At 57.6% G+C, this 24,967-nt stretch carries 17 protein-coding genes; 7 read left to right on the top strand and 10 right to left on the bottom strand.

Features of this window, described 5'->3' with window-relative positions:
* Positions 1-45: 45 nt before the first annotated feature.
* Complete coding sequence (locus tag IEX91_RS14700) at positions 46-3,981, bottom strand: helicase-related protein (RefSeq protein ID WP_188879932.1); 3,936 nt, start codon at positions 3,979-3,981, stop codon at positions 46-48.
* 135 nt (positions 3,982-4,116) lie between these two features.
* On the opposite strand from IEX91_RS14700, the gene IEX91_RS14695 reads away from it, so the two are divergent.
* Positions 4,117-6,510 carry a hypothetical protein gene (locus IEX91_RS14695; RefSeq protein WP_188879930.1) on the top strand — a complete coding sequence of 798 codons (2,394 nt, stop codon included), beginning with the start codon at positions 4,117-4,119 and terminating at the stop codon, positions 6,508-6,510.
* A gap of 1,290 nt (positions 6,511-7,800) precedes the next feature.
* On the opposite strand, the gene IEX91_RS14690 is transcribed toward IEX91_RS14695, so the two are convergent.
* The 5 genes from IEX91_RS14690 to IEX91_RS14670 are packed head-to-tail and all read right to left on the bottom strand — an operon-like array spanning position 7,801 to position 17,084.
* Entirely contained in the window at positions 7,801-10,032 is a 2,232-nt protein-coding gene (locus IEX91_RS14690) for an AAA domain-containing protein (RefSeq protein ID WP_188879929.1), read from the bottom strand.
* 27 nt (positions 10,033-10,059) lie between these two features.
* Entirely contained in the window at positions 10,060-12,927 is a 2,868-nt protein-coding gene (locus IEX91_RS14685; RefSeq protein WP_188879927.1) for a DUF1156 domain-containing protein, read from the bottom strand.
* Complete coding sequence (locus IEX91_RS14680) at positions 12,924-13,544, bottom strand: DUF7680 family protein (RefSeq protein ID WP_188879926.1); 621 nt, start codon at positions 13,542-13,544, stop codon at positions 12,924-12,926. Before IEX91_RS14680 ends, IEX91_RS14685 begins: the two co-directional genes overlap by 4 nt.
* Entirely contained in the window at positions 13,541-16,870 is a 3,330-nt protein-coding gene (locus tag IEX91_RS14675) for an ATP-binding protein (protein ID WP_229772914.1), read from the bottom strand. Before IEX91_RS14675 ends, IEX91_RS14680 begins: the two co-directional genes overlap by 4 nt.
* The gene (locus tag IEX91_RS14670; protein ID WP_188879925.1) at positions 16,863-17,084 is read right to left on the bottom strand and encodes a hypothetical protein; all 222 of its coding nucleotides are present in this window, start codon (positions 17,082-17,084) and stop codon (positions 16,863-16,865) included. The genes IEX91_RS14675 and IEX91_RS14670 overlap by 8 nt, the downstream gene beginning before the upstream one ends.
* 404 nt (positions 17,085-17,488) lie before the next feature.
* Between IEX91_RS14670 and IEX91_RS14665 the strand changes: the two genes are divergently transcribed.
* The 3 genes from IEX91_RS14665 to IEX91_RS14655 all read left to right on the top strand — a co-directional run bounded on the left by IEX91_RS14665 (position 17,489) and on the right by IEX91_RS14655 (position 20,634).
* Positions 17,489-18,985 (top strand): GNAT family N-acetyltransferase, encoded by a 1,497-nt coding sequence (locus IEX91_RS14665; protein ID WP_188879924.1) that lies wholly within the window; start codon positions 17,489-17,491, stop codon positions 18,983-18,985.
* The gene (locus IEX91_RS14660; protein WP_188879922.1) at positions 18,963-19,394 is read left to right on the top strand and encodes a hypothetical protein; all 432 of its coding nucleotides are present in this window, start codon (positions 18,963-18,965) and stop codon (positions 19,392-19,394) included. Before IEX91_RS14665 ends, IEX91_RS14660 begins: the two co-directional genes overlap by 23 nt.
* A gap of 748 nt (positions 19,395-20,142) precedes the next feature.
* A complete protein-coding gene (locus IEX91_RS14655) occupies positions 20,143-20,634 on the top strand; it encodes a hypothetical protein (RefSeq protein WP_188879921.1) in 492 nt (163 codons plus the stop codon).
* 177 nt (positions 20,635-20,811) lie between these two features.
* On the opposite strand, the gene IEX91_RS14650 is transcribed toward IEX91_RS14655, so the two are convergent.
* Together IEX91_RS14650 and IEX91_RS14645 are read right to left on the bottom strand one after the other, a co-directional pair.
* Positions 20,812-21,075 carry an Rrf2 family transcriptional regulator gene (locus tag IEX91_RS14650; protein WP_188879920.1) on the bottom strand — a complete coding sequence of 88 codons (264 nt, stop codon included), beginning with the start codon at positions 21,073-21,075 and terminating at the stop codon, positions 20,812-20,814.
* Between the two features lie 173 nt (positions 21,076-21,248).
* Entirely contained in the window at positions 21,249-22,139 is an 891-nt protein-coding gene (locus IEX91_RS14645; RefSeq protein WP_188879919.1) for an OB-fold nucleic acid binding domain-containing protein, read from the bottom strand.
* Between the two features lie 604 nt (positions 22,140-22,743).
* Between IEX91_RS14645 and IEX91_RS14640 the strand changes: the two genes are divergently transcribed.
* The 3 genes from IEX91_RS14640 to IEX91_RS14630 all read left to right on the top strand — a co-directional run bounded on the left by IEX91_RS14640 (position 22,744) and on the right by IEX91_RS14630 (position 24,141).
* A complete protein-coding gene (locus IEX91_RS14640; protein ID WP_188879918.1) occupies positions 22,744-23,040 on the top strand; it encodes a ribbon-helix-helix domain-containing protein in 297 nt (98 codons plus the stop codon).
* On the top strand, positions 23,030-23,317 hold the full coding sequence (locus IEX91_RS14635; protein ID WP_021780587.1) for a type II toxin-antitoxin system RelE family toxin: 288 nt from the start codon (positions 23,030-23,032) through the stop codon (positions 23,315-23,317). Before IEX91_RS14640 ends, IEX91_RS14635 begins: the two co-directional genes overlap by 11 nt.
* Before the next feature lie 296 nt (positions 23,318-23,613).
* Positions 23,614-24,141: a DUF7342 family protein gene (locus tag IEX91_RS14630; RefSeq protein ID WP_188879917.1), complete on the top strand. Its 528-nt coding sequence runs from the start codon at positions 23,614-23,616 to the stop codon at positions 24,139-24,141.
* Positions 24,142-24,184: 43 nt separating this feature from the next.
* Here the strand turns inward: IEX91_RS14630 and IEX91_RS14625 are convergent, their stop codons facing one another.
* Positions 24,185-24,697 carry a hypothetical protein gene (locus tag IEX91_RS14625; protein WP_188879916.1) on the bottom strand — a complete coding sequence of 171 codons (513 nt, stop codon included), beginning with the start codon at positions 24,695-24,697 and terminating at the stop codon, positions 24,185-24,187.
* Positions 24,698-24,961 carry a hypothetical protein gene (locus tag IEX91_RS14620; protein WP_188873238.1) on the bottom strand — a complete coding sequence of 88 codons (264 nt, stop codon included), beginning with the start codon at positions 24,959-24,961 and terminating at the stop codon, positions 24,698-24,700.
* Positions 24,962-24,967: the final 6 nt, after the last annotated feature.

Genomic DNA, 24,967 nt, shown 5'->3' with positions numbered 1-24,967 from the left:
TTAAATTCCTCCCCGTCATCAGAGTAGAACCTCTGGAGGGGTACTTCACGAGGGGGTTATCGCCTGCTTGCGATTTTTGAGAAACGTTTCACACCACGACTGGAGGATGCTCATCGATTGATCTTCGGCAACTGACCCATCGCTTGTGAGCCGTCCAAGGTCGCCGTCGCGCCCCCATCCACAGACGATGGGATGGTCGGTCTGCTCTGATCTAGATTGTATCTGCTTGGAGAACCGCTCGGATTCCTCGCTTGCTTGTTGAAGGACATCGACGAGCTGGGCGAGCAGCGGATTCCCAGGCGCGAGATGATGCACCGATGGGAACTCGTTGGCACACTCCGTGTCGAACGTTACTGCAACCTCCTCTTCACCGGGTGCGACAGCCTGTGCGAGCGTCTGTTCACCATCGGGCTCTGGCGCATCAATCGACGAGTCTCCAACTGAAAGCCGATACGTACTCTCCGCAAACGCGAACTCATCGTCGTAGTCGCCGTCGTTGAGGTCAATTTCGATGTCGCTGAGCGGGGTGAACACGACGCCTGCCTTCTCAAGGGTCTCGTTCCCGACAAGGACGGCCTGTAGGCTTTGGGTTTGATACGGTGCGGGGTGCTCGTACTCGGTATCACCGACGTCGACGATATCGGGATGAGCGTAAGACTGCCAGGCGTCAAGTTTCGCTTCGTCGATCACGTCCTGTGCAACGAGCCCATCAACTGACTCGAGTGATTCACCGACATCAACTCTGTCGCTCTCTTCTTGGTCCTCAATTTGCTCGGAGAACTGACGATCCGCTTCTGCAACGGCCTGCTGGCGGTCACTACTGTCAGCGTTAAGTGTCGCATCCCGGATCTGCTGACTCACACCTGAGAGAATGGGCTGCATCTCGCCGACGACGTTCTCGAAGAGACCGATACGGTCGTCGAGGCGGTCGTAGATGTCTGTCTCAACGGTATCCTTGTAGCTATAGTTGAGAATCGTGACCTCGTCGAACTCTTGGCCGATACGGTCGATGCGGCCGATTCGCTGTTCGACACGCATCGGGTTCCACGGCAGGTCATAGTTGATAAGTGCGCCACACTCCTGAAGGTTCAACCCCTCACTTGCGGAGTCCGTACAGACGAGAATATCAACCTGTCCGTCGTCCGCTGCAAATTCCCGTTTCACGCGCTCCTTCCCAACCGTCGTCCATGTCCCGTCTTCTGCGTTGTACATCTCACCGCCGCGTCCAGAGTAGGTTGCGACGGTTGCGCCATGAATGGACGTGAGCTGTTCGCGGATGAAGTCCATCGTGTCCGTGTACTGCGTGAAGATGATGACCCGATTGTGTCCGTCTCGATCGAGCTCATCCAGGTCGTCGATGAGCTGGCCGATCTTCGGATCGTGGTCAATCTGCCGCAAGTCGTTCACGAACGACTCGAGCTCCTCGATTTCCTGTTCTAGCAGGTTGATCCCTTGGTCGGTGACGTTCGGAATGACCTCTGAGAGGTCTGCGTCCTCAAGGTCGCCCTCCAGTTCATCGAGCGTATCAAGATCCTCTAAATCGTACTCGGAGAGCGTCTCAAGGATGACCTGCTGGGAGTCCGCGTGAGTGCGCTCGGCGGCACGCTGTTTCCCCTTGAGGACGGTGCGTTGGGTGCGGAGGGTTTCGAGCCGGTTCTGGAGACTCTGTGAGATAGCATAGACGCTGCTCGTGAGGCGTTGTCGGTACGTGGTCATCACGAACCCAATAGCGCGCGTCTCAGCCTCATCGGACTGCTGGGCGAGCTTGTAGAACTTCCGCGTGTAGTCGTCGATGCGGTCGTAGACATCTCGTGTTTCGTCCGTGAGTTCGATCTGCCGCTGCTCTGGATCTCGATCGGGAACCGTTGCATCGAGTAGGCCGACCTTCTCGTACTTCCGGAGTGTGTCACGAGTGTTCCGGTGAATGAGCGCGTCGACAGGCGTCGATTCTGCGAGAACATCTTGGACGACGCGCCAACCAGCCTCGGAGAAATCATCGAGCGCACTGAGCCGGTCATTCCGCGAGTACGTGAGCCACTCTTCCTCAGCTTTCCAATCCGGATAGAGCAGGTATTTGAGCTTCTCCTCCTCGTTCGCCTCGAACGGATCGACATCGTACTCCCGAACTGCGGCCTCGAAACGGTCAATATAGCCATCGTAGTGTTCGCCGTAATCCTTCGCAAGGTTGCACGCTTCGAGGACGCGCTGCTTCGCAATCGCTCGTGCCTGCTCCTCATCGTTGACCTCGAGCTCGGCGGCGACAGTGTCGAAGATTTGGTCGGAGAGCGCACGCTCAGTTGGGAGCCGATCCTGATAGCGGTGTTCGTCGAGTGTGGCTTGTGCCGACCATGACTCCTCGGACGGCGCCTCTCCGTCGAGTTGCTGGTGGAGTGCTTGCGTGAGCGCCTGTCGTGTTTTGAAGAACTCGATGAACTGGTCTTTCGTGTCCCACCCATCGGGGAGGTCAAGCAGTGTCATCAGGTCGTAGAGTTCGCCGGCATGCAATTGCATCGGCGTCGCGGTCAGTAAGTAGTACGCCTGAGTGTGTTCACGGAGTCGTTCGAGGAGCGTGTAGAACTTACTCCCGGAGCGGGCGTTGTGTGCCTCGTCGATGATGACTGCGTCCCAGACCCCCTCTCGGTCGACTGACTCTCGGCCACGAACGCTAGCTGGGACGTCTTTACGTGTTCGCACTTGGCCGTTGTCGCGAGGGGCGATTTGGTCCCAGCGGTCGTCAAGGCGGGCCGTATGCCACGACATAATCACGATAGTTGGCCCGTCCGTCGTGGTTTCTGCCTGTCGTTGGTGGAGGAAACGCCACATCGGACTTTCAACCCATGCTTCCTCACGCTCATCGGCGTCGAGGTCTAAATCAGCCGCCGATGGTGGTGCGTGTTCCCGACCGAATGCATCGTGGAAGGCGTACTGATTCCCGCTCCCACGGTCAAAGCGGTAGGCATTGATGTTGAATTTCTCCCAGAGCTCTTCTTGCCACTGGATCGTGAGGCTTGCTGGGACTAGGAGAAGGCCCGTTTCGAGTTCGCCAGTGAGGCCAAGCCGAGAGAGAGTGAGCCCTGCCTCGATGGTCTTCCCGAGGCCGACTTCGTCACAGAGGAGGAAGCTGTTCGGGTAGGTGTTGACGAGCGTGTCAGAGACGACGCGCTGGTGGGGCCACGGTGTGATGGTGCTGCCCTCTTCGGCGAGCGCGAGTCCACCGGGACTGAGTGAGCCGTCTGCAACGATGTTCGCTTTGTCCTTCTCTGTGGGAGGGGCCTCGCCACGTGCGATCTGGAGGGCGGTATTGACCCCTGTATCAGAATTAGGAGCCTTCCAGTCGATGATCTCTTCTTCGATAGCTTTGGGCAGGTCGTAGACTTCGACGTAGAGGTGGTCGTCCGTCCAGAGTCGCTCGAACGTATTGATGTCTCCCTCAACATACTCTCGCTGGCCCTCGTGCCATTCTCGATGTACCTTGAAGCGTTCGTAGTTCCGCTCCCAGCCGCCTGCGGTCTCATTGACGCTCCCCTCGAAGGAAATCGAGCTCCCCTGATTGTCGTGGAAGATGCCGACTTTGGGATGAAAGATGCCCCAACTGCCACGCCGTGGCACAGCGACCTTGATCGTAAGGCGGTTCTCCCGAAGGAGCTGTGCGAGGAGTTGGAGTTGGGCGTCAAGCCGTTCGTCGTCGAGTTCATCGAGGCCCTCGCTGAGTTCGTCCGAGAGGGCTTCCAGAACGGGACGGTCAGTCTCGTACAGTTCTGCACCGACAATAAGTCGCATCTCACCATCATTTTCCACGAGTGCGTGGACGCCGCGAGCCGCAACGGCGAGGGCACTGCTAGAGAAGTAGCCTGCAACTCGGTCGTAGCGAACGCTTCGTTCGAGAGCCGGGATATAGAACTCGTTGACGAGATTTGAGCCATTTGTGGCGGGTTGACTCTCGTAGATAGACTGCCAATTGTAATCCGGAAGATCGGCCATCGGTAATACGACTTTCCGTTATTGATGCTGATACTTAATCACCCCCTCTGCATCACGTACAGAAGCAAAGCCGTGCCTCACTGGCGGAACCTGTAGCTAGGAAGGTATTTTATATCCTGACTCGAATGGGTTGTTATGTCATCTCAGTCTGGAGGCGGAGCAGAAGATGACTCCAGTATGAACCTCCCGGACTCTGACGAATTTTGGAGACTGCTGCTTGGCCGGAAATACGATAATATGAGCAGCAGCGAGCGGACTGACGAAAATCTACTCAATGAGATCTATCGGAGAGACGGTGACATCATAGACTCAGTGTACGGATCCAAGCAAGGACTTCTCAGCGAGCTCCAATCAGATGATAGTGACCCAGAGACGGTTCTCTCTACCGTCTGGGCAGAAAGCAAATGGCAGCAAAAGAGTCCAGGAGACCGGTTCGAGTTTGAGGTCCCTGCAGATGTAGAAGAAGAATTAGAGAGGATACCCGAGTCTAATTTCGTCGTTGACCGACTACAGCGGGATTTGATAGTTATCTGGGTTCGAAAACAGGTCTCTCGCCCACGTGAGTCAGACCAAACTGTACGAAGCTATCTGGACGACGATTGGTCTCCGCTGTTCGGCCGGTTGATTGAGCCAACTCTCTTAGAGATTCGGGGACAAAAACGTCGTCAGAATCAGCTCGGCTCCGAATTTGCTGAGGAAGGAACTGCTCAGAAAGTTCTGAAAGAGCGTGCTGATGAATCTGTCTTAGATGATCTCTCGAAGATATTTGGAGAGGAACTAGAATCACTTGACCTGGTAGAGGTCCGATTTAGGCAGAGTAAATTACCTGATGGATCCCAGCTCACTATCAGAAATTCCTCTGGCGTACAAGATGACCTGCAGGATGACAGTATCAATCCGACTGTCGTCTCCCCACAGATTGCCTCGAAAATAGCGTATCTCAAATTTAGGGATCAACGGAGCGATAACATCGCAAAGATCAAAGTAGAACGCCTTAACAGAGGATTCTCATTCGAGATACAGGCCAGCTACATTGACGACGAGGAAACGGAAGCCATCAAAGAGGTAATTGAGTCTAAGTTCAACATCTCGTTTGAGAAGGTATATCCCTATCATTTACAGTACCAGACGGACTTCATCCTTCATCAGATCCTCTCGGGTAGCAATGAGGCATACGATACCTACTATGACGAACTTGAGGACCACGATCAGGAACTCATCGATCCATATCTCAATTATGAGGAGGGGAATCAATTCGTCTGTTGGGGCTGTCGAACAGAATACGACGAAGAGCCGGGTGTCTGCGAGGAATGTGGAAACGAATCCTTCGAGCCAATGGATACGCTATCCATTGATCACGAGGAGATATTCGAGGACGTTCTGAGCCAATTTAGCGACATCGACACAACGGTTGTCAGTGACGAGCGCGACGTGAAACTCCAAGGTGTCCACATCGAGGAGACAGAGGTCGGCACTAGCCAATACATTCGAACTCTCTTTCGACGTACCCAGGATTCAGGCCAGGGTGGACTGGAGGCGACCCAAGACTATCGGTACGAATACTTCATACATCCGCTCTCAAGCCATAAGCCACAGCGAATTGGACAATACTTGTTGAATACGGTGTTCGTCACGTACGGCACCGCATTCGAACAAGAGCTGGAGAGCTTTGGGACGATCAATCTCATCGACCTCCTTCGGTCTGATGACCCTGGAGGCCTGCTCGTTGAGGCGGTCGAGAAAAGCCACCGGGGAGCGCAGGACCGGTATCGAATGAGATCGAAGAAGGCTGCGAAGAGCCTCAGACAACTTCAATCGAAAGTCGATACTGGAATTCTGGAACACTACGGCTCTGAGGACGGTCCAGAAGACGACTTCCTCGATGGCTACTCTGCCAAGAAGTTCGAGAGAGATGTTTTCCACCTCCTGAAATCGATATTCAATTTCACAGAACGCTGGGGGAGAGAAGGACGGAAAGAGACAGATGGCTGTCTAATTATCCCCGATGGAGATCAGAGTTATTGGGTCGGGGGCTACGATCCCAAGCTCACGACGGACGTTCGCGGGTACAACATTCGCTCCACTGAGAAAGACAAAGTCGTATACTATGTGTTGGAGGAAAGCAACCGGGAATATATCTCAGATGTCCTCAAGCGGGGTGATCCGATCGACGCCCATATCTTCGTTTCCGATATTTTTCGGGAGGGGCAGTTCGAGCCGACGGTAGAGCGCGTTCGCGATTGGTTCACCCTGGTAGAAGGAGATGATACCGATCTCGAAGTCCCGATTATCTTCCTCAGGGTTGAGCATCTACTTGACCTATACGACATCTTCGAATCGAATTATACGTTCCTCCGTGAGTATTCCGGGGTGATGGAAACGTTCCGTCAAGAAGTGATATCTGAGTTATCCGCTGACGGTGGCTATATCGAGTTCGACGCCGAGTCCTGTGCACGAATCAAGAAGAGGCTGATCCAAGAACTCGACACCCGGAACAAAGACCGTGACGTGCAAGACTACGATGAATAACAAGAAGCTCAAGCAGTCCACCGAATGAAACAGCCCTGTAGAACCATTCAATGAGAGATATCCTATAGCGGTTGTACTGAAGACCCGACTTCACCTTACTGTTGAGAAGGATTTATAGCTGAAGTGCCAGCTCTAGCGGGTATGGTCGTAAGTGCCATAATCGGATTCTTAGCTGCGCTAGCCCTGTGATGGGAGTCGGGTACGGGCTACTCCAAGTCCGAGAACAGATTTTTGGAACCACGTATCTCCGATAAGCCCCCGTAGTTTCCACAGTGGCTCTGTCATCAGGGAACCGGCTTCATCGGGGCCGGGTTTTGTAAGTATCCCGCGTTTTCAGATATATCTTGAGATCGAACGTTCGCTCTGAGGAGCTGGATATCGTTCATGAGGTTATCCATGCTGGCTCATTTATTGACGCAGATGAACTCGGAGATGAAAAGATGGAGGTGCCGAATTCTCGGATGATATCTCTACGACTGATTCGCAACTAGAGCCTCTAGGAACTGGTGCAACAGGTGATAGTGAGTGTAATTACGAATGTGAAAGGCTAAATAACTAGGTGTTTGGGCTGCTCTACTGTATGGCCCCGTTATTGGTGAAGACGTTCGGACTGAGCTCGGGTCAGGATGACCGCTTATCTTGCCATCTCTGTAGCCGCGTCGGATTCCAGATTCTCCTGGTGTGCAGTGAGACCAGGTAAAGAAGCTGCGTTCTATTGGGCTGATGACGTCAGTTTCATCGTAGGAATACGTTTCGAATTCTGTTGTCGGCGATTGAATACAACACCACTCACACGAGAATATATCCCGCAGACCTATATTACAAAGGAAACACACTCCTTGTGTGAGTAGAGATAACAAGGATCGCTACGGGTACGGGCACCGCAACGATCCGGCGTACGATACTGGAGAGTCGATGCCGGGCGACGTCGGTGATAGCAAAGGTACGTTCCACGACCGCGCGCGGAAGAACAGTAACGTAATCGTCAATGGCGAAGTCCGATCCGAGGAATCGTATCAGCGATCGACTGTAGAAGTCAGCGACGGACAGTCGAACACGTCGTCACACTCATCTCGATCTTCGAGTAATGGGGTCCCACAGTCTGAACTCGAAGGGGAGGTCGTGGAAGTGACTGTCGAGTCTGACGGTGGTACCCGAGATACGATGGGGCACTACAAGAACCACCAAGTACACATTGAGGGTGGAACACTCGGCGAAACGATCCGTGTCCGTCTCCAAGCCGGACAAGGGTATCTCGTCGGTCGGCGAGTCAGTGTTCGAGAGTAGCTCTCACTCTCTCATCGAGAGCATTCTCTCACGCGACCGAATGTGAGTCGCTAACTGCTCGTAGAGTTCAGCACAGCTCTCCTCACTCGAACGATGCGGCGCACACGTGCCTAACGTCTCCCAGTCCCCAACCAACACGAGGCGTTTCCGTGCTCTAGTTAGTGCGACGTTCAAGCGACGCGGGCCTTCGTCGGGGAATTCTAGGAAGCCGCTGTATCCGTCATCGTTACTACGGACGAACGAGACGATAATCGCTTCTTTCTCACCACCTTGGAACGAGTCGACAGTGTCGACACTGACCGCCCGTGTGTCCTCGATGTCGAGGTGGTTCACTTGATCGATGATCTTGGATACTTGACCGCTGTATGCAGAAATGACGCCAATGTTCTCCGAGGCGACCCCACTCTGCGCTAAGAGTTGGACCTGTTTCGCGACCGCTTCCGCCTCGTCCGGATTGTAGTACGAATTCCCGTAGCTAGGCGTCTTCTCTTTCCCGTCGATATCGACACCTATGAACGGTTTGAGGTCGGATATCGACCAGTCGCGATTCCGGTCGGCGGTCTCGAGCTTCCCGTCGTAGAACGCCTCGTTGGGGAATGCGGCAATCTCCCCGTTCATCCGGTACTGTTTCTGCAACAGCACCGAGAGCGCCCTGTCGTACCGTTCGAGGAGATACTCGAACAGCGAGATGTGCATGTCCTCTTCTTTCTTCGTCTCGTCGGCGCAGTACGGTGGTAGCTGCTTGTGGTCGCCAGCTAAGACGAGCTTTTCAGCGCTGTTCAACACGATCGCCGTCGCTGGTCGGCTCGCCTGTGTCGCCTCGTCGACGACCGCGACGTTGAACTCGTCCTGGTCGAAGATTGCGGTGCCGCTCGTTGTCGCGGCGACGACGTCGGCCTCGCTCGTTGACCGATCGGTGTAGTAGTTCTGAACGACCCTGTTTCGAGAGTTGTTCCCGACGCGTGCGATAGACAGGTCGATGTCGTCGTCCTGTGCCATCGCGTGTAGTGTCCCATCCTCGGGCGTTCCGAGTGAGCTGTCGCCGACGAGGAGGTTGTCGACGGCTTGATTCGAGTGTGCAGTCACAAGGACAGACTCGCCACGTGACACGGCGTGTCTGACGTAGGCAGTGAGGGTCCGAGTCTTCCCCGTCCCTGGGGGGCCGTGGATACACACGACATCCTCCGCACTATCGGCCCAGACGAGGGCGAGTCGCTGGTACTCGTTCAGTTCGAGGCCGGGATTTGGTGGTGCATACTTGTTGACAGAGTACTCGATGGGGCGGTCGCCAGTCAACAGGTCACGCTTCCAATCGTTCTGCTCGACTCGATCGATCGCGTCGACGCGTCTGTCGTACGGGACTGGGTTCAGTAGCTCGTGCACCCACACCTCCGCCTCGTCGCTGGTGAGGGTCTTCTCGACTGCACTCCGGTCGTGAATCCTCTCCCACACGGGCCGGATCGTGATCCGGGGGTCGGTGACGGACCGGACCTCGACTTCGATCGGGAAGTGTCGATCGTCGGATTCGACGTCGAGGATGCATCGGTTCCCGGGAAATATCCCCTCGTCATCGCGAAGGTTAACGACATCGTCGTCTTCCGAGTCCTCGTCGTCTGCAAACTGGTACCGGTACAGGGTCTCACCCTCCTTGGAGGTCGACCCGAGGCTTATGAACGGACCCGAAACCCGATCTCGACGGATAGCGTCCTCGAGACCGATATCCTCGTACTGCTCCCAGTTCCCTCGGCGTTCGGCCTCTCGCTCGGAGTCGACGAAACCGGTCAAATCATCGAAGAACTCCTGTCGCGCATCCTCGCCGAGTCGCTCCGTCGGATGGATTCGTTCGTTGGGGAGCGCCGACTCGTCAATGTCCAACTCGACTTCGGAGCGGTGTTCGTCGAGCCAGAACCGAAGCCGGTGTCCGATCTCGTTCTCACTCAGCTGCTCGCAGTTGGCGAACCGCTCGGCTCCGCCGATGCCGAATCCTGAGTCGTGCCAGCCTATGTGCCCCTTCTCGGGTCGGTAGATGACGTATTCGTCTGTTGGCGTCGGTTCGTGCGTCGCGAACAGCGGTACGACGTACCCGTTCTTCTCCGGGATGCGAATACCGAGTTTCTCTTTCGCTCTCGACGCCGCGGCCTCGACGTCGACCGGCTCGTATTCGGTCCCGCGTACGTCCGTACGAAGGAGCTTCGCGTCGCTGAGCGTCCAATCGTCAAATATCTCGGAAAGCATGGAGTCTGGGGGGATCTGTGGGTGTGATTAGTTCTTGTGTTCGGACAGCTCGGTCTGCATCGTGTCGTCGCCGCTCTCGGCGAAGACGCTCGGGCTGAAGTCGAGGTCGAGCACGTCGCTCGTTCGACCGACGGCGAGGTCACGAGCGAGTTCCCAGTCCTCGTGGTTGTGCGGAAGCACCTGTAGCAGCGCCTTCAGCGTTGCCTTGAACTGACTGTCCGAGTCGAAGTTGCGTTCCCGAAGCCACTCGATGGTCTCGGTCTCGCCGCGCTTGTCGTAGACGTGCATCGCGGCGTGGACGGCGTCCAGCGAACGCGGGAACGAGAGGTCGTCGGGGTCAACCGGCAGGCGACTGGACCGGTCTTCGGGCTTCTCGTTAATGTTCTGCACGCGGCCGTCGTGCCCGCGGAGGCTAATGTCGCCGCGACTCTTGCGCCAAGTCTTCGTCGAGCGCTTGATCTCGTCGATGTCGACGCCGATGCCCAGTCCAAGCTGGCGGCCGTCGTCGTAGGAGAACGTCTCAGCCTCGTGAACAAGCCAGCAGAGGATGTACCACTCGGTAACATCATCGAGGTTGTCGACGTCCATCCCCTCCAGGTACTCGTCGACGAGAATCTGGGTTACTGCCTCCCGTGCCGTTTCGAGGGCCTTTCTCGGAGGGACCTCCTCGTCTTGGTCGTCGACGACGGGGTAGGCGTCAGCATAGACCCGGAGCGTCGGACCGAACGCCGAAATGATTACATCGGTCTTGGTCAGGGACACCCCGGACTCGAGGAGGTCACGAGCGGCCTCCTTTGCGGCCGCTCGCGTGTCGGCCTCAACATCACTCCAGAGGGTTGGTATTGCGCTTTCGGGGTCACGTTCTTCGTGGGGTTTGCGGCCTGTGAGTAGGAGGGTCGTCTCAGCAGATCCACCACTACGGGTGTCCGTCCGTTGGGGCATCTCACTCGTAATCGGATGTGTAGATGTAATAGTAAATCCTGAATTTATGAGAGACATTGTGAGCGTATCCCACGCGTCAGTTTCTTTGTGGGTAAACATCACAGTCATCACTCCTCCAGATTCCAAAGTGCGGTTGAGTTCAGAGAAGATATTGCTCATCTTCTCTTCATAGTCTTGGTTTGCCAATTCGCGCTTAGACGTACTCCCGCCAGCAATATCCTCAAACTCAGTAATATTTGCGACTGCTTCGTCGTCCTTATTGGACAGATCGGAGTCAAACAGTCCGGGATAGACCTCTCCAAGGTACTCCTTCAGCCAAACATAGAACACGTCAGACATCTCGGAGTAGATAATGCTGTCATAGTATGGCGGATCAATTACGATTGCCTGTATAGATTCGTCGTCAATTGATAGGCTGGTTGCGTCTTCATTGAGAACCGTGATTTCTGGGTCATCAATGTGTTCAACATAGGAGACAAGATCCTCGTACGAGGAGACCACCCTATCAATCATGTCACTATAACACTGGTCTCCTGAGGAGAGGTTATTATCTACAAAAGACCACTGAAGCGTGAAGTGCTTCCCTCCAACCGCATTCGCAGGATAGCCTTTCCCTGTATCATAAGGGGCAAACCGGATATTTCGGTCGACTGCCTTGCTGGAGACTAGTGCGAGGAGTGTTAAAATCGCCTCAGCAGTTTCTTCGTCGTATTCCTTCTGTATTTTCGGCTGAACCTCTTCGAACGCGTTTAGGTATTCTGCATGAGAGACCAGTTGCCGGGGGCTGAAGGCATCTCGCCACTCCCTGACACCGTAAGGTCCTGCACGATCTTCATCGCCGATGTACCGTTCAGTAGTGAGTAGGCTATGGAGCTCGAAATCAGATGTAACCCGCTCAGAAGCACTTTCCATCGCTTCTTGATCCTCCTGAGTCGGAGCACGGAAACCAGACCCTCCACCTTCCTTGGTGTATTTCACACCATAGATTTCGTAATCAAACTCTTCATCGTGGAAACGACTGCGGATCTTGTCCGATTCCATTACGACACCGCAATTGAGACATTCGGCGCCTCCGGTTGAGTGGGGACCATCTTGAGGATTAAATTCCTCTTTCGTAATGTCGTCTGGAAGCGTTACACACTCGTAGGAAATCGTCCCAGTGTCCGTGACCGTTGGTTTGGCTGCGATCCCCTTAGATGCGGAGCTTTTTCGAAGCCACCACTTCTTCACCAGTGGAATATCACAGCCGCATTCGGGGCAATCTACTGTGTAAGTACACGGATAATGCGACGGGGTCTGGTTTGGGCGGACCGACGGGAAGAACTCTTCCAACTGACTCTCAGCTGTCTGATCTATCTCCGATGCCCACTTATCGACTTCCTGTTTCAGGGAGCCTGCCTTTGGTGCGTACTCCAGCATCACCTTCAGGATCAACGTCGGGACCGGGTTCAGCTCATTAGCCGTTGTAGGAAGCCCGTAACGTAGCGCTTCAAATGGGATGACGCCCCCACCAGCTGTCGGGTCAAAAACAGTTGGGACCTTTCCATTCCACCGTTCCCGTAGAGTTCTGTGAAGGTCCTCCACCTCGTCTGGGGTAGGAGATCGTGTGAACGGCCGTGGGTAGCCATAGTGTTCTTGCAGCGTACCACTACGGTCGTCCTCTGAGGATTTCTTTTCCTCGACGTACTTCGAGATATTGCCTTCGATGCCAGATTCTGGACCGACCTGCATGAGTTCTAAAAGCTCATCAGAGCCGGTGTCCGCCGGAAGGACTGACGCGAGGATTGCCAACCTAGATGCCGGGGTAGGCCTCCGTGCAAACCACGGGTGTAAATATCTGTGCGGAGGCATATGCTGTGGATTTGCCTCTTTTAAGTTCTCAATCCCCACTGGCTTCAGCGGGAGCTTTCCCTCGATAGCGAGCGGTTTCAGGTCGTCGTTGTGTTCACTCATAGGTGGTCAGTCAGCAGGGTTCGCAGGGCTTTTTCGCCGTTCGGACTGGACGGGGCGCGACACTTCGCGTGCCAGTAGTAACACTCCTCGTCACCCATACGGGCGATGCCGCGACAGAGGGCACGCATCCTGTCGACACGCTGGAGCGGTTTGATGCCGCGGAACGCGAGTGCCAGACGTACACCGACGGTCTCCGGGAGGAAGAGGTCGCCCGCCCCACTAGAGGTCACAGCTGTGGGATCGAGTTCCGCGCCGTCGACAGTATCCTTGATGAGTGGGGAGAGGGAGCGGAAGCGTCCGCCGTCGAGACGGGCGATCTTCACGGCCGTCCATCCCTTCCACTCCCAGCGCGTCGCCTCCACGGCCGATGAATCTTCGAAGACCTCCTCGAAGGACTCGACGGTGAGCGAACGCCCGCGACGTTCGAGTCGGTCGCGACGCGCGGCTGCCTGTTCTTCGGGGAGTAGTTCGTACAGCGTGACCTCGCCGCCGTGCGCCTCTTCGCGACGCGTCATCGCGAACGTCGGCCGTCCGCCGTAGACGCTACTCCCGAAGGAGGACACTGGCGCGTCCTCGGTCGCCGTGCTGGCTTGCGTGGAGTCGAGTCCCGTCTTCATTGTGTTGCCTCAGAGGGTACTTCGGCCGGTCCTCTGGCTTGAACTTTCACGTCGATATTGGTCTGACCGAGGCCCGCCTGTAGTTCTGCGAGCACGTCGTCTTCGGCGCCGGTTATCGGTTCGGGTTCATCGAGGTCTACCCGGAACTTCAGCGTGACGTTGAACGACTCGCCGAACGGGTCGGGCTGGTTCGTCACGCGCGAGAAGTCGTCGAGACTCCCCTGGTAGCTCGCGCTGTAGCTCGTTCCCGTCGACGTCTTCACGTCGTAGCTCATTCGGACTGAGACCGCGTCCGACCGGTCAGTGAAGGCATCCCGCTGAGCGATGAACGAGCCCTTTGAGAGTCGATCCTCGCCCATCACTTCGACGGTGACCTGTGAGACGCCTGGTGCGCCATCCGACGTTGCTTTGGAGAGTGCATGGGTTCGTACCTCGTTGAACGCCCGCGACGCCGCCATCTGGCTTGTCGCTGTGTCCCAGCCCGAGGGCTTCGCGCAGTCGGGACAGATTCCTTGGGCATTCAGTTCACTCTCGTCGTACTCCTCGCCGCAGCTCTGACAGCGAGCCTTCTCTGGGGGCTTCTGGTGTTCCTCACAGTACGCTGGGCCGTCGCCGGAGGGCTCAACCATCGTGGTACAGCCGTCCTCGGCGCACTCGACCTCGGACGCTTCCGGTGGCCGAATCGAGTCGTGATGTACGTCGAGGAGGGCTTCGATACCCGTGTAGATGACGTAGTCGTTCCCGATCTTCACGTCGGTGTCTTTGATCGAGGTGCGAACATCGGGCGAGTCAGCAAACGGGGTGCGCTTCCGCCAGTTCTCGGGGTGGTCATCGGCGTCACCGTCCCAGTAAGCGGTCTCGGTCTCGGCGTCCCAGTAGGTGTAGCCGCCCTCGTCAACCATCTTCGCGACGGTCTTGCGCAGCGGCTTCGTACTCAGGAGGTATGGGAGTCCTGGCTTCTTGGCGAACTGTTCGACGAGCTGTTGCGTCGTCATCGAGTCCTGCGTCCGCTGCCAGAGTTTCTGCTTGAAGAACGCGACGCCCTTTGCATCGGCGTCAGCCCGAATCAGGCGGTCGTCGAGGGTTTCTTCGACTGCATTAACGAGCGAGGTGCCGCCGTTCGCCTCGGTCGCGTTGATTGTAATGTGCGTGAGTCCGTCGCGGTCGACGTAGTAGAGATGGCGATAGACTCCACGGACAAGTTCCCCGAGCAGGCCATACTTCTTCTCCTGACGCTCGCGAAGTTCCTCGATCTGGTCCTCTGAGAGGTCTGCCGTCCGCTGAGAGTCATCGAGGAGCGCCTCGATGGCTTCGAGGTGCCGAGCTTCGTCGACGGCACTCCGTACACGCTCGTCGTCCGGTGCGAGGAACAGGACGTAATTCTTGTAGACCCGACTCTGGACATCACCACCCTGCTTTGACGCAGACTTCTGGTACAGCGACTGGACCTTCTCCGGAATGGACTCCTCGTTACTCTCGTCGTTAAGGAGTTCTTCGGTGACAGGCGCTGTATCCATGTGCATCACGGCGATCTGCGGCGTCGAGGCCTTGTCCGGGAGGTCAGCTGGAGATTCCGGATAGAGTACAGGCTCGAACGCGCCGGTTCCCGTCTCACTCTCGAGTCGGGCTTCGAAGCGTGAGCGCGCTTGCGCGTCGGGCGTGTTGTCGACGCGCTGGTCGATGATCCGAATGAGGTTCGGGTCGGATTTGAAGCGGACGCGCTCCTCGTCGTAGAGGTAGTAGCACGCGACGCTCATGTCCGCTCCACCGAGCGCGTCCAACGCGGAGTCGTAGTTATCGAACCGAATATCGGGGTGACCGAGCGTTTCGTTCATTTCGGCCCGTGTGAGCCCCGTCGCTTGCTCGCCGTAGGCGAGGCTATGCCAGAGCACGGCCGTCGTCATATGCGAGCCCAGCGGCGGGATTCCCTTCTCTGTCCATTTCCGATCTTCGAGCTGGGCGTGGGCGGTCCCGTCATCGTTGTAGATGTCGGCGGAGACAGCCGAGCTGAGGTCGACGAACTCGAAGAGTGACTCGTGGAGGGTCGAGTTGATGCTCCCACTGGGTGCGTCGTCAGCGGGCGTGAGGTCGTAGAGGCGGAGCCAATGGCGCTCGTAGTGTTCAGGCTGGTTGTTCCAGCGGTAGTAGACGGCGCGAGCGAGGAGCTTCAGTGCGCCACGCGTACGTTGGAACTTCGGGATAGAGTCGATTTTGTCCGTGAGCGTGTCGATGACAGTCGGGTGGAAGGGGTATTCGCGTTCGAGTCGATCGACGTAGCTCGCGTCCGTTGCCTCCTGTGGGAATTGTCGGTCGCTGTTTGTGTAGAGCTGGAAGTAGGATTGGGCGGTCGTCGCTGCGTCGTCGGGGTCGATTTCTTCGAAGAGCCGATGCTGGAGGACTTGGCCGACCTCGCTCTCGTCGGTCGGTGTGACTGTCTTGTGCTGGCGGCGGCCGATTTGGTTGAGTTCGTCGATGAGCCCACGAACGTCCTCGGCTTCGTCCTCGAAGGCTGTGTCGGCGATTGAGTAGACGATAGTGACGTCGTCAGATTCGGACGCTGTTTCGAGGAGTGAGAGGATGAAGCTCAGCGTTTGGCTTGCGAGCGTCGCGCCGCCGACCTCAACGGCGGATGCGCTCTCGAGATACGCCGCGATTTCGTCGACGAGGACTAGTGCGGGGCCGTCGCCGAGGTCGAAGAGATCCTTGAGTGTGTTTTGTCCAGGTGCGTTTCGTTCCTGGTCGTACCCCTTGAGGAGTTCGTAGCCCTCGATGCCATAGAGTTGATAAGCGATTTCGCCCCACATCGTCCGCGTGTTCGGCGCGTCGGGATCCGTCCGATCACTACGGGCATTCTGTGCGTCGACGTGCCCACCGACGAAGACGGCGGTGTCGACGTCGAGTCCGTCTGTGGCCGCGTCCTGATACGCCGTCGCGAACTCTTCGTCGCCCGGGAGGAGGTGTCGACCGAGGTCGTTGGCTGCCGTGGGGTTAGTTGCGAGGTGGTAGGACGCGATGAGATCGTGCGTTTTTCCACCACCGAAGCGGGTGTCGAGACAGAGGATACTGCTTGTGTATTCGTTGCTGTCGTAGCCCCCGCTGGCAAGGAAGCGGCCTGTGAGATTGCTGAGGAGCGTCTTGAGCCCATCCGTGGGGTACGTCATATCGAAGAAGAGCTCGGTATCGCGATAGACTGGGGGAGCTTCCTCGCGAGCGTGGGCAACGGTTGCAAGGCTTGCTGCGAACTCGTCCTCTTGGAGTGTTCCGTCGAGGACGTCGTCGCGGGGGGTGCAAGCGTCGAAGAGGTTGGGGTATTCGCTGTTACTCATGGGAATCAGACTCCGTTTCGGTTGTGGGTTTGGACACGATGACGAACTCGTCGTGGTCGCTGTTGTCGATGAGGGCGCGAGCAATTTCCTTGGACTCGGCGATTTCGACTTTGATCTCGTCACCGACGTCGGCGTCGAATTTGTCGAGTTCAGGTCCCGACAAATTCACGCGGCCGGAGTGTCCGGTATTCTGCCCGATGGTCTTTCGGGTCATCTAGATAGTCACATCACTCAGCCGGACTGTTATAACCTTTACTTAGACTAAGGCGGTATGTGGGTTCAGCATCTGGTTCGAATCTGCCGTGTTGAATAGTTCCTCTGAGCAGGAATGAAGCCACGCCGATTCCGAGACCACCCAGTTAGCGGCCCACGAGTGAGGGGGACGACGAACGAAACGGTCCGAAGCTCGTTTCTCAACAGACGCTGGGATAGGCGAGTCCACCTCTTCGCCTCCAGCTGAAAGAACGCGATACAGTCTTTCTCAATCCTCGCTGTTCACCACATCCAGCCCGCGCTATGAGCACTGATTAGAGCACCCATGGGTTACTCGGCGAGAACCGACCGATAATTTATATTAGGACAGTACCATAAATGAGACAACTATTCGAGAGTCCACCAATGGATGTGCTCATCGACACGAACGTATTCATTCAACGAGAGGGGGACTGGCGAGTCCCGGAACCGCTACAGGAACTGGAAAACCTGTTGAAGACCGAGGGGCACACGATACTCGTTCACCCCCTCTCGAAACAAGAGATCCGGAACTACGAGAACGACGAGGGCCGGGAGACGGCGGAGTCCAAAATCGCGACGTACGCTGAACTTGGTTTCCCGTCATATCCGAACGCGTCGTCGACAGAGTTCCGCAAGCACATCCGGGAGGCAGAGCAATTCAACGACGAAGTGGATAATGCCCTCCTCTACACCGTCTTCGACGGCCGTGTCGACCTGCTCGTGACGGAGGACAAAGGCATCCACAGCAAGGCTGAGTCTCTCGGGATCGAGAGTGATGTACTCTCTATCGAGGACGCGAGACGTCGGTTCAAGGAAGAACGACCGGCATACGAGGGGCCCCCCTCTATCAAGAAGCGGCAGGTGGGGGACCTCGATATCGACGACCCGATCTTCGATTCGCTGAAGGACGACTACGACTTCCGAAGTTGGTTCGAGAGCATCCCCGATGAGCGCGATGCGTACGTGAACTGGAGTCACGATGACGCACTCGGTGCGGTCCTCATCCTCAAGCCGAACGAAGCCGAAGTTATCGGTGAGGAACCGGAACTCGGGAAGCGTGACCGGCTAAAGATCTGTACTCTCAAGGTCGCGTCTGATCGCCGGGGATCGAAGATCGGGGAGCTCCTCGTGAGCATCGCGATACGCGAGGCAGTAGAGCACGAATTGGAGGAGATCTACCTCACGCATCACGTGGAGCCGAACGACTATCTCGTCGACCTTATCGCGGAATACGGCTTCCAGAAGGCGTCGGAGACGACGACTGGTGAATCGGTCTTCGTTAAGCGGGTTACTCCTGGGCCTGGCGATGATCCGGATCCGTTCGAGGTCCATCGGCGCTTCTATCCCAGCTTCTACGACGGACCATCGGTGAGCAAGTTTGTCGTCCCGATTCAACCTCAGTTCCACGGACGACTATTTCCGACATACAAGAATCGCCAACCACGTCTATCCGAGTTCAGCGGCGATCTCTTGTCCGAGGGGAACGCCATCAAGAAGGCGTATCTCTCTCACGCGAACACGCGTCAGATCGAGGCAAACGACGTTCTTCTGTTCTACCGTACCCACGACCACAAGGAGCTCACTTCCATCGGTGTCTGTGAGCAAGTAAAGTACGGGGTCACCGATGCCAGCGAGGTTCGTGAACTCGTCGGCGAGCGCTCGGTCTTCACGAACCACGAGATCGATGAGCAGGTCGAGTCACCCACGACGGTGATACTCTTCAAGTGGCACTTCGATCTCGCGAACCCACTTCACTATCAGGTGCTACTCAATGGCGATGTTTTATCGGGCCCTCCGCAGACTATTCAAGAGATTGATGAACCGAGCTACCAGTACGTCCGCGAAAATGGAGGCGTAGATGGACGTTTTACTGTCCATTAAACCCGAATTCGCTGAGAAAATACTCGGCGAGGAGAAGCGGTACGAGTTTCGGAAGACCCGCTTCAGTGATCCCTCCACGGTCGATACGGTCTTCATGTACGCATCTGCCCCGGTGCAGAAGATCGTAGGGTCGTTCACTTTGAACGGGATCGCCGAAGGCACTCCGGCAGAACTCTGGCGCGACTATGGCCCCGATTCCGGTATTACGGACCGGTCTCGATTCATGGATTACTTCGAGGGGGCAGAGACCGGATACGCGATCGAGGTCTCAGACGTCCACCGATTATCGAATCCTATCGACCCGCAGGAGCAGGTCAAGAATTTCCGCCCGCCGGTCTCCTTCCAGTACATCCGCGATGAGCACCAGGACCTGTTTACTGGTCAGGCAGCTGAGTCTGGCAGTGACTAGCCACACGAAGCGCAGCTACCGGCCCTCATCGCTCTAGATCAGATTCCGTATCGTTCCGATCGCTTCAGCGCCCATCCAATAGTCGACCGCAAGCACCCCAGACGCTTCGCGGCCTCCCGCTTCGAGAGCTCGCCCTTCTGCGCCATCTCGAGCGTCGCGACGACGTCGTGATAGTCACAGTCCTCAATGAGTTTGCCGTCGTCCTCCTTGAATCCGAGTAGTGTGGGCTCGTGGTGGTACTATTATAAAGAATCACCAATACGGGCATCTGTCCAAGAACAACTGTCCTCGCTACTGGCTGGCGGATGGCCGCATTGCCGGCAGTAGTAGTGCTCGCGCTTCACCGAGCCACCGCAGCTTGGACAGTGTGGTCTCATATAACACACCACGCTCGCGTATATATTCCGCGTCCCCTGTGCGACCACGCCGGTCAGCGCTCTAGTTCGACGAGGAAGAGCAGTTGTTCCCTGTCAACTGGCAGGGTATCTCGCACTCATTTATATACCATAGATCGGTGCGATATCGCACTGCTGACGGAATCTGCTGTACCCCCCTTGGGACCCACCTCCTTCGCGCGCGTGTTTCGCGCGACCGTGCGCGCACGAGCGCGAAATGCGCGCGAATTGGCAGGCGGCAAACAACGGAACAAATACATATACTATTTGAGAGAATCGTGGAGTTTGGGTATAGGGCCTGTACTGCAGGTTTAGACGTATTTACTGTGATATAACTCATCGATGCAAATGCAATGACCTGCCCGCCGAAGCGCGCCGACCTCGCTCGAACCGTGATCAACGCGACGGCCGTTGACGAATCGAACGGCTGGTGGACTGGTCTTGTTCGTGATCGTGTCCACGACACAGGAGAGGTCCGACTCCGGCTAGAGCGCTACCCGCCGAACAACTCGAAGAATCGCCCTGAGCACACGTGGCGTGTTCGCCCGGAGTACTGGGACTCGGAACGGGATGCAGTCGAGATGTTCGAGCAGTACGGCGGTGAGACACCCACCGGTGTCCTTCCCATCGACGATTTCTACACGGTGAAAGAGCATCTGCCCATCCGGAAGGAACCTACACGTCGCGTCTCGCTCGTGCGTCTTGAGAAGAACTGGGGCCAGACGGTCACGCGCCTGTATCACTGGGACCCGCGTGACGGCGCGACGAAGCAGAAGTGGACCATTGGCCGGAACTGGGACCACTTGAGCACGCTGGCGACGCGGAAGCTGGCGAACGCGCAGTAGCGCTCACGACGATGGCTCTCGCTACTCGGGGCGGCCCGCGCGGGCCCCCGAACAGTGCTATCCCGTCCAGAGTCTGTCCAGATTGCTCGCGTGAGTGTCCGTAGACCGTGGGCGAGTGCGACAGGGGCGGTCCTGCGACCGGGTGTCCGGTGCATCCGGCTCGCGGATCGCGAACGTCTACGTATAGGACCCCGATATTGCATCGTTCGCAATCTCCCTGGCGCCGTGGTTCACGACGTCGACGGTTTCGCTGTCTGCCCCGTAGACCATGGCGCCGTGCGCGCCGACGCTCTCGCGAGTGGTGACGCGTTCGGCGTCAACGAGTCGAGCGGTCGTCTTCGCGACGTGACGCTTGGAAGTGCTCTTCGCTTCCGCGAGTTCGGACGTGGTCGCACGCTCGTGTTCACGGAGCGTCGTGACGACCCACTCGACACTACACATGGAAGTCCACGAAGTCGACTGAGATGGCGTCGGTCCTCACGAACACGAGCATTATACCCTGGTCGTGGCTGCGCGCGCAGCGACTCTGTGGGAGCGAGCACGGAGCGGAGGGTGGGGCGGTGGGGTCTGGGTCTGGTTCGGCAGACAAAAAGAAAGAGGCCGCGATGGTCGTGTTACTCCCAGTATCGGCCGCGCTCAGGGAAGTTGATGGTGGTCCAGCCGGTACACGTGACGGACACCCGGCCTTGGTACCAGCTTCGGGCAGCCCCCCGAATGCACACGGTCTCGCCTTCGGCTACCGCCGGCTGTGTGCTCTTCTCCCAGACCGTGAACTTGATCGTCCCAGAGTCATCTTCGAGGAGGCCGACTTGGGCGATCTTTGCACTCGAGGGCGTCCAGAGCGTCTTCACCCGGCCGCGAACACTCACCTCCTGCCGATCGACATCGCCAACGCGATTGATGGGGATGATCTGTCCGGGTGCAGCTTCGAGTTCATCTTTCACGTCGAGGACGGCGCTGGGGATGTCCGCGCCGTCGCGCACCGCCTGGGCGAGCTGCCGGCTGATCGCCGCGCGCGACCACCCATCGAGCTCGTCCGCTAACCGACTGGCTTGCTCGTTCACCGCCCCGAGTTCCTCCTGGGAGAGCATCTCGCGTGGGTCGTGGTCGGGACTCAGCGACTGGTCGACGCTGGCCGCCCGCCGCTCGAACGCCCTGGTCCACGCGGCACTCCGTTCGGCCGCGACGTCGCGCGCCCGCTCGGCACGTCCCTCCTGCTCGCCCAGCTCCGCCTGGGCGCTGATCCGCTCAAGTTCTGCCTCACGCGCCTTGATGCGTTCCTCCTGTGCAAGTGTCACACCGGGAATCCGCTCTTGACTCGCGTCCGTGATTCCGTCTGGGTGGTTCGCGTCGACCTTCGCCTGCGTCTCTTCTTGGACCGTGGCCTGGAACGCCGGCGTCTCCGCAACTACCGTGAAGCCATCCTCATCGACTGTCTCGCGCTCTTCGTCGCCAAACTGTTCATCCACCGAAACAACCTTCTGACTCGCGTTCTGACTCGACATTGCAGTATTACTCGAAGGCGCTCACGCGCCGACCCGCCGCGATGCTCCAACATCGCGGCATTCCTCACACGACCGATAGTGACGTCTCTGCGCTCTCGCTCGCGCCTTCGCCTCGCCCCCTATGGGGGCGAGCGAGAGCGCTCGACACAGCGGCCACTATCCAGCCGCGCGCGGCGACCCGCCGGGAGCGAGCGGCCAGCGCATTCCCCGTTCGCCGCGACGCAACCCCGTCCGTCGCGGGCGGCCTAGCCGCGGTCCCCCGGACCCGAACGGGTGAAGCGCTGGCGTCGAGACCAGATCCATTTTAGCCCGGAACGGGCGTGGGCGGTGCGGAGAGCGCCCGCATGCCCGGACTGGTCGGTCGCGAGCGACGCGAACGGTGAACACCGTGAACCGTGAGCAGGCGACCGGCGGCACGCGCCGAGCGCGGCGAACCGTCGACGCCACACCGGTCAACCGAGTGTGCCACTAATCGGCTTCAGTGACGTTGTGAGTCTAACACGACCCGGACAGCACACCCAGCCTCGAGTACATCAGCGTCTGACGGGCTAGACTCTCGTGGGGAATGTTTATCTAATATACGGACGTAAAGCACTAGTATATCATGTCTGATGCCGAAAGCTCAACGGGGAATGACGGGCCGGAGACTGTCCAAATTAATCTCCGACTCACGCAAGCGTTCCTTGATGATATCGACACGACGTGGGAAGAACAAGGCTTCAGTTCACGAAGTGAATTCCTGCGCTATGCAGCACGAGACGCGGTCAAGCATCCGGAGTTCTCGCGTGAGGGCTGGAAGCAGATTGCCGCAAGCGAACACGAACTTCGGACTGGGGACGAGGAGCTTGTGTCTCGTGAGGACGTGCTGGCGATGATGGACGACGGTACGGATGGGGAGTAAGGATGACGAGTGGACGTGGAAGTTCACACCACGCGCTGCCACGCAGTTCGACAATCTGGAACACCACGTTCAGGATCGGATTGTTTCAAAGCTTGACGAGATTGTCGACGACCCATGGCGGGATCCGGACGACTATCTTGAACCACTGACTGGTGGCCCGTTCGAGAAGCTTCGCGTCGGGCAGTATCGACTTGCGTGTGTCCTTGACCGGGACGCGCTCGTCCTTGAAGTTCACCGAATCGAACACCGGAGCGGAGCCTACACAGCTGACGACTGACTGACTCTTCTCCTCTACGAGGGAGGCCGACGTCAAGCGCGAATCGAACCACCCAGTCGGGCTTGACGCGATGACTCACCCGTCGTCGCGATCCGAGTGCCCGCCTCGAGCGCCACTTCACCGAGACCGGTGGATCACGGTCTATCAAGGGTGTTTAGACCACTAATTGGAGCGTTCGACACACCACCGTTTCCAGTAAATTCGGTGAAGAAGCGAGCGGTACCCGCTTCCAACTCTGCCGTTCAGCAAGCCGAGCACCCACAAACTACTGGGGGTCGACGACGTAGTGATGAGTAATGTCGGAGGAAACCCCGCCGGATCTCGACCTCACTGGGGAGTGGGAGACGAGGCTGGAAGCGCGAACGGTGGCGGAGCGCGCCTCCGAGGTTGGGATGGCGCTGACGGCGCCGACGTCGGTCATGGAGATTGCGGAGCGGGCGGGTTGCGCGACGGCGGAGGTACGGCCACATCTCGAGTGGCTCGTCGAACGCGGCATCCTCGAGAAAGCTACGGACGACCCGGTACGTTTCGTGCGTAATGAGGCGTACGTCGAGTTCCGCCGGATTACCGAACTGATGCGGGAGTTCGAGACGCCGGAGGCGATCGCGGACGCGATCGGGGAGTATCGCGAGCGAGAGTGCGACCTCGCGGCGTCCTTCGAAGCGGCCTCGCCCGACGCTGTCGTACTCGCGGACGTCGACTCTGACGACCTTGGTGAGGCCTACGACCGATTGAGTGAGTGGCGCGCGATCACGCGACGGCTTCGTGACCTCACCGAGGCAAAACACCGTCTGGAGTCAGACTGCAGAAGCCTTTCTCGCTGAAACTGTCTATCAGATGCCGAGACCAGGCATCGGGCGACACTGTCTACGTGTCGTTGAGGAGTGTGCGGGCGCGCTTGACGTAGCTGTTCGTCTCCCAGCTCCGAACGTCACTGATCGAATCGAGTATCGCGAGTGCGTCCGTCGACGAGAGCTGGTCGTTCCGGACGAAGACTGAGAGGAGCGTCGGCGTTGTCACGAGACGGGTGTCCGCGAGTGAGGCATGAACGAGACCGAGGCTGTTGAACTCGTCACAGAGGAAGAGCGCTGCCTCAAGGTCGTTCGCGAGCGTGACGGCGGCGTTCTCACCGTCATCGAGTGGGAAGTCGGCGTCGAGCGTCACTGCTGTCACAGAGACTGCATCGTCCCGATCGAGGACTGCCGTCGCTGCGTCGGCGTGTACGTCGTCATAGGACGCAATCTTCCGGAGATCATCACTGACCCTCTGTGGAACGTGGACGTCGTAGATGTCGAAACAGAGATCGAGTGGGTTTGGATCGTGGCCGACGGCTGTTCCGAGACTGACGAGGGCAGAGGTATCCGCGACGAGCGCGGTCATTTAGAGATCGGCGACGTCGTCGATGTAGTCCTGGTCGAGCTGTTCTTTCAGCACGCGGCTGTTCGCGGCATCCTCGGCACTAACGAGTGACTTGAGCTGCTCGTAGGTGATCCCGTCGTCGTAGTAGGCAGCGGCAATCTCTTGGACGAGTGCATCGTCATGCGTTGCGTCTTGGAGATACTCACGGAGTGCGGTGACGAGGATGTCGGTACGGTCCTCGTTGAGGACGTCCGCGAGTGCGTCCGCTCGAACGTGAGAGGTCAACGATAG

It is taken from the genome of Halarchaeum nitratireducens (assembly GCF_014647155.1).
In the GTDB taxonomy this organism is placed as follows: Archaea; Halobacteriota; Halobacteria; order Halobacteriales; family Halobacteriaceae; genus Halarchaeum; species Halarchaeum nitratireducens.
Note: the sequence above shows the minus strand (reverse complement) of the source record. Positions and strands in the feature narration are given on the sequence as shown.